Source organism: Desulfosarcina sp. (genome assembly GCF_041551955.1).
Taxonomy (GTDB): domain Bacteria; phylum Desulfobacterota; class Desulfobacteria; order Desulfobacterales; family Desulfosarcinaceae; genus Desulfosarcina.
Map to the genome: position 1 here is coordinate 1 of NZ_JBFELV010000313.1, position 5,860 is coordinate 5,860.

At 50.5% G+C, this 5,860-nt stretch carries 5 protein-coding genes; 3 read left to right on the forward strand and 2 right to left on the reverse strand.

All coding sequences use genetic code 11. The features are described from left to right. On the reverse strand, nt 1-1,385 hold a 1,385-nt coding region (locus ABYV26_RS18805), incomplete at its 3' end, for a glycosyltransferase family 4 protein (RefSeq protein ID WP_372682894.1). Between the two features lie 131 nt (nt 1,386-1,516). Then, on the reverse strand, nt 1,517-2,491 hold the full coding sequence (locus ABYV26_RS18810; protein WP_372682895.1) for a GDP-mannose 4,6-dehydratase: 975 nt from the start codon (nt 2,489-2,491) through the stop codon (nt 1,517-1,519). A gap of 225 nt (nt 2,492-2,716) precedes the next feature. Between ABYV26_RS18810 and ABYV26_RS18815 the strand changes: the two genes are divergently transcribed. From ABYV26_RS18815 to ABYV26_RS18825, 3 genes are all read left to right on the forward strand, one after another. Then, nucleotides 2,717-4,240 carry a flippase gene (locus ABYV26_RS18815; RefSeq protein WP_372682896.1) on the forward strand — a complete coding sequence of 508 codons (1,524 nt, stop codon included), beginning with the start codon at nt 2,717-2,719 and terminating at the stop codon, nt 4,238-4,240. Continuing rightward, on the forward strand, nt 4,227-4,850 hold the full coding sequence (locus tag ABYV26_RS18820; RefSeq protein WP_372682897.1) for a methyltransferase domain-containing protein: 624 nt from the start codon (nt 4,227-4,229) through the stop codon (nt 4,848-4,850). The genes ABYV26_RS18815 and ABYV26_RS18820 overlap by 14 nt, the downstream gene beginning before the upstream one ends. Continuing rightward, nucleotides 4,850-5,860, forward strand: a 1,011-nt coding sequence (locus ABYV26_RS18825; RefSeq protein WP_372682898.1) for a glycosyltransferase family 4 protein, incomplete at its 3' end; no start/stop codon positions are given. The genes ABYV26_RS18820 and ABYV26_RS18825, both read left to right, overlap by 1 nt.

The following is a 5,860-nucleotide window of genomic DNA, read 5'->3' on the forward strand; positions in this document are numbered from 1 at the left end:
AAACGAAATAAAATGGTCACGCAGGCAATGGCAAGTAGCGTGGCGTAAAGGGAACTGCGAGCGTACTGGAACACATCGCGGGTGCTGATGTATTGCCAGAGCCCGCGGTAAATACCGGTCAAATAAAATACGACCATCTTGACGGCAATGATCACAGGCAGGGATTTCAAAAATGCCTTAAAATAATAGTTGAACGCAAAGTTATCAAATCGTAAGCGGTAAGCCAGATAATAAGAAAAAGAGACCAGTCCGAAATCCAGGATGACCATCATCATCTGGCGTTTATAGGTCAGCTCGATCAGAATCGGGGTGAATTTGCGACCCCGCAAGGCGGAAAACTCTTTTTCCGGATAAACCCGCAGCTGCGCCAGATAGATCCCCATGAGGGTCACGGCCAGGATGATGGGAATGATCACCGCCGGTGAGGTTATTGTGTCGCTGTGGCTGACAACGATGCCGGCGATTCCGGAAATCGCACCGATCCCGTAAAGAAAAATAACGGCACTTTTTTCACTGAACCCCATCAATACCAGGCGATGGGAGGTGTGGTCTCTTCCGCCGGTGGAGGCTTTTCGACCACTCAGCAACCGGATGATGGTCACCAGGGTGGTATCCAGCAGCGGCACCATTAATATCAACAAGGGAACGGCAAATGCAGAAAGGCGGCTGCCAGCCGTAAATTCGCCGTGGTATAGACTTAAGACTGCGATGGCAAATCCGATGACAAGGCTGCCACAGTCCCCCATGAAAATGGAAGCCGGGTTAAAGTTATAGGCCAGAAAAGCGCCGCAGGAGCCGGCGATGATCAAGGCCACCGAAAGGGCAGTAGCATCGTAGCCGGCGTAGAGCACCGCCAGGGACAGGGCGGCCACCATGGCGACGCCGGCGCAGAGCCCGTCCATGTTGTCCAGCAGGTTAAAGGCGTTGGTGATGCCGACGATCCAGACGAGGGTGACCATGGTGTCCAGGGTCAGCGAGGTGAACCAGCCCAGCCGGAATCCCAAGAATGCCACCGCGCTGGCAACGATGATTTGTCCGATCAGCTTGTTATGGGGTTTTAGGTTGAGAAAATCATCCGCCAATCCCAGAAAAAACAGAAGTGTCGCCCCACCGAGGATGACAACGGCGATCGAGGGGAGCCGTCCGCTGCCGCCCGTGGCGACAATTGAATGCCAAAAGGATTGAAAATCGGCGAGGATACAAAGCGGTATCGTGATCCCGATAAAAATGGCCATGCCGCCAAAAAGCGCCGTGGTCTTTTTATGCCAGCGGTCTTCCCTGGGCCTGGCGACCCATCCTTTTTTTATGGCCATCAGGCGCACCAAGGGGGTCGCTGCAAGGCTGATCAGAAAAGCGACCAGGCCGAGTAATAAATAGGTTTTCATCGAGAAGGATCGGATTAATTGAGAATTCTAAATTTTAAATTTTGAATGAAGGCCTCCGATCAATTTAAAAAAAATAGCCTGATTCATCAATTCAAAATTCACAATTCTACATTAAAAATTAGCTGTTTCTTCTATCTACGGTTTATGTATTCAATGACCTTAGATAAAATGAAATCCAGGCTTTTGTCCGGAGCAAACCCTGTAACCTGCTCCAGTTTTTGCGTGCTGGGCACGCGGCGCTGCATATCCTCGAAATCTTTCCCAAAGGCCTCGGCATAGGGAATCAACTGGATAGTGGACGTCGACCCGGTCATGTCGATGATTCTCTGGGCCAGGTCCAGTATCGAAATCTCTTCGACGCCACCCACATTGATCACCTCGCCAATCGCTTGATCGGAGGCCATTAATTTCATTAACGCGGTGACCACCTCTTTAACATAAGTAAAGGTTCGCGTTTGGGTGCCGTCGCCGAACACGGTGATGGGTTCATTTTTCAGCGCCTGGGCGACAAAACTGGGAATGACCATTCCATAGGCGCCTGTCTGCCGTGGCCCGACCGTGTTGAACAGACGGGCAATGATGACCTCGAGTCCGTTGGTTCGGTAGTGGGCCAGTGCCGTAAACTCATCCATTAATTTCGAGGCGGCATAGCTCCAGCGAAACTTGCTGGAAGGGCCGTAGATGATGTTGTCCGTTTCCACCAGCGGCGCATGCGTGTGCTTGCCGTAGACCTCGGAGGTGGAGGCAATCAACACCCGTTTTTTAAATTTGTTGCACATCTCAAGGACCTTCTCCGTCCCCTGAATATTGGTGACGATGGATTCCAGGGGCTTGTCCAGAATCGTCTTCACCCCCACCGCTGCGGCCAGATGGTACACCACATCGCAGATACCGGTCAGTTCCAGCATCATGTCATGATTCAAAATCGTGTTGATGTGGACAAAAATTTTGTTTCTGTACCGGGGATCTTCCTGAAGGAATCGGATATTGTCCATGGAACCGGTGGAAAGGTCGTCAATGATATAGACGTCGTCACCTCTTTCGAGATAGGCTTCAGCCAGGTGAGAACCGATGAATCCGGCGCCGCCGGTGATGAGAACACGCATTATTCCTCACTTTTTTCGAAATTTTGTGGGCTGTCTTGTATTGTCAGGTTTTAGATAGCTTAAAAGACGCCATCTGGCAAATATGATATTTTTCTTTGAAACATTTCAATCTATCGCTTGGCGAAAGACCAATAATTCGATAGTAACAGAGTGCTTGTGCAATTCGATCCAGAAAGGACAATGAGCCTTTTTTATTTATACGGGTTAACCTGACGGAGTTTTCCCATGAAGCGTGCCCACGCGTTGACCCATTCCCCCCTGTTGGCAAAAAACACCCTGTTCAACCTACTCGGGTATGGTTCTCCATTAATCGTAGCGGTATACGCCATCCCAAAGATTGTGGCCGGCATGGGTACAGATCGTTTCGGCATCTTAACTTTGGCATGGGTGCTCATCGGCTATTTTGGGCTTTTAGATCTGGGATTGGGCAGAGCTCTTACCATGGTTGTTTCAGAAAAGCTAGGCACCCAGCAGACCGCCGATATCCCTGCAACGATCTGGACGGCGTTGTGCGGCATGCTGCTCGTCGCCGTCACGCTCACACTGGCGGTCACCTTATGCAGTCCCTGGCTGATCCGTGATTTTTTAAAAATCCCCGCCAGTCTCGAGCAGGAGACCTTGAATGCTTTTCTGATTTTGGCGATTTTCATACCGGTGGTTACCGTGAGTGTGGGCTTCCGAGGCATTTTGGAGGCTTATCAGCGTTTTGATCTGGTCAATCTCATCCACATTCCTCTTGGCATCTTTTCATTTGCCGCACCGCTGGCCGTGATCGCGTTTACTGTCAATTTGCAGGTCGTGATTTTGGTGCTGTGCCTCGGGCGCGTCGTAGCGGCGTGCTTTCAATTCATATTTTGCTGCAAGATCATTCCTGACTTGATCAGTAAATTTTCCATCGAGATCCAAAAATTCTGGGCGCTCATGAAATTTGGCAGTTGGATGACTGTCACCAATATCATCAGTCCCCTACTGGTGTATGTGGATCGACTGGTTATCGGGGCAATGATATCAATCAGCGCTGTTGCCTTCTATGCGACGCCCAGCGAGGTTATAACCAAATTGACCCTCCTGTCGGGTGCCTTGATGAGCGTCCTGTTTCCGGCCATTTCCTCCAGCTTTTGCATCGATCGGCAGCGAAGTGCGCTGCTGCTTGAACGGGGCTTAAAATATGTTTTTTGGGCTATATTCCCGATCGTACTGCTTATGGTGGCCTTTGCCCCTGAGGGGCTCGCCATTTGGCTTGACGAGCGTTTTATGCAAAACAGCACGAATGCGGCGCGGATTCTTTCCGTCGGTATTTTTTTTACCTGTTTGGGCCAAATCCCCTATGCGTTCATACAAGGCGCGGGAAGACCAGACCTGACCGGCAAACTCCACCTAATAGAGCTCCCCCCCTATATCGTCCTGCTCGCCCTTTCGATCAATATGGCCGGCATCACCGGAGCGGCGGTTATATGGACGCTGCGTTTTGTAATCGATACGATTGTCATGTATCTGATCGCTCAACGATTACTCGGACCCCATCGGCTCAAGACCCAGAAAAAGGTCCTGGCCTTGGTCTTCTCGCTTGCCTCCATTGCTGTATCTGTTATATTGCAGCCGTTCCTCTGGCGTGCCATTGCCAGCCTTCTGGCGGTCATTATTTTTTTCTGGGCGGCCTTCAGGTTCTTTTTATCAACGGAGGAATTAGATTTCATCAAACAAACTGTCGGATTACATCCGACGCAGGGAAAGAATGACCGTGCCTGATTGGGTTAAAATACCTCAACCGGTTTGGGAAAAAATCGAATCCGGAGGCCGGGTGAATCTTGAACTGGGCTGCGGGAATCGCAAACGCCATGCCGACTCCATCGGTATTGATCGGCTGAAATATGATGCGGTTGACATCGTCGGCGATATCGAATCAACGCTCGCCGGTTTTCCAGAACAATCTGTCGATCGGGTCTACTCCCACCATTGCTTCGAGCATCTGGACGGTTTGGATCGTATCATGGACCAGCTGGCACGGGCAATGAAGCCAAAAGGGGAATTACACGTCGAGGTGCCTCATTTTTCAAACCCATACTACTACTCCGATCACACGCACCGGCAGCCATTCGGATTATATTCGTTCTCCTACCTGGCCAAAGACGCCTTGTTCCAGCGCCGATGCCCGACCTACCAACGGCAGATCCATTTTGAACTGAAACGGGTCAAACTGGTGTTTAAGTCCCCTCGCCCTTTTTATGGCCGCTATGGTATCAAAAAATTGTTCCAGGGCATATTCAACCTGAATCGCTACATGGCTGAATTTTATGAAGAGAACCTGTGCTGGGTGATCCCTTGCTATGAAATCTGCTATGATCTGGAGCGGCTGTAATGCGGGTGCTTCTTCTGAGCCGCCACAGCAGGAAAGGTGCCAGCAGCAGAATGCGGTGCCTCCAATACCTGCCGATGTTGGCTGAATGGGACATCGATGTCGATGTCAAGCCGCTTTACGATGAGTCATACCTGACCGATCTATATCAATTCAACCGGCGACGTTTAAAAAGAATCCTTTACCGTTACCTGGAACGAATTTCTCCGTTGTTGACATCGCGCCGATACAACCTGCTCTGGATTCAGCAGGAGCTTTTTCCTTGGATTCCTCCTGTGGCTGAATGGCTGCTGAATCATTTTAACATGCCTTTTATCGTTGACTGTGACGACGCCATTTTTCATAAATACGATCTGCATAAAAACAAGATGGTGCGAAGGCTTCTTGGCAGGAAAGTCGACTTGATCATGAAATACGCATCGGTTGTGATCGCGGGAAACAGCTACATTGCTTCACGGGCTATCAACGCCGGCGCAAAAGCAGTCAGGATCGTTCCAACGGTGATTGATTTGAACCGGTACCCAGCGGCACGCCTAAAAAAAAACGCCCTGCTGACGATCGGATGGATCGGCTCTCCAGCCACCTATGAATATTTCAAGGCGGTGGCGCCGATTCTGATCGACCTGCAGAAGCGTTTACCTGTCCGGGTAGTTGTCGTTGGCGCCGCCAATCCCGGCCAAAACGACAGGCTTCCCTTCACCTTTTATCCCTGGTCGGAAGATACGGAAGTCGAATCGGTGAAATCGTTTGACCTTGGAATCATGCCCTTGCCAAACACACCATGGGCGAAGGGGAAGTGTGGCTACAAACTTATCCAGTATATGGCCTGCGGCCTCCCTGTCGTCGCGTCAAAAGTGGGCGCGAACATCGATATCGTCGAGCCAGGCAAGAATGGCTTTCTTGTTTCGACACCACAAGAATGGGCCGGTGCAATCGAGAGAATCGTCACAGATGATAAGTTGCGAAAAAGAATGGGTGAACATGGTCGTCGTCGAGTTGAACAATTTTACAAC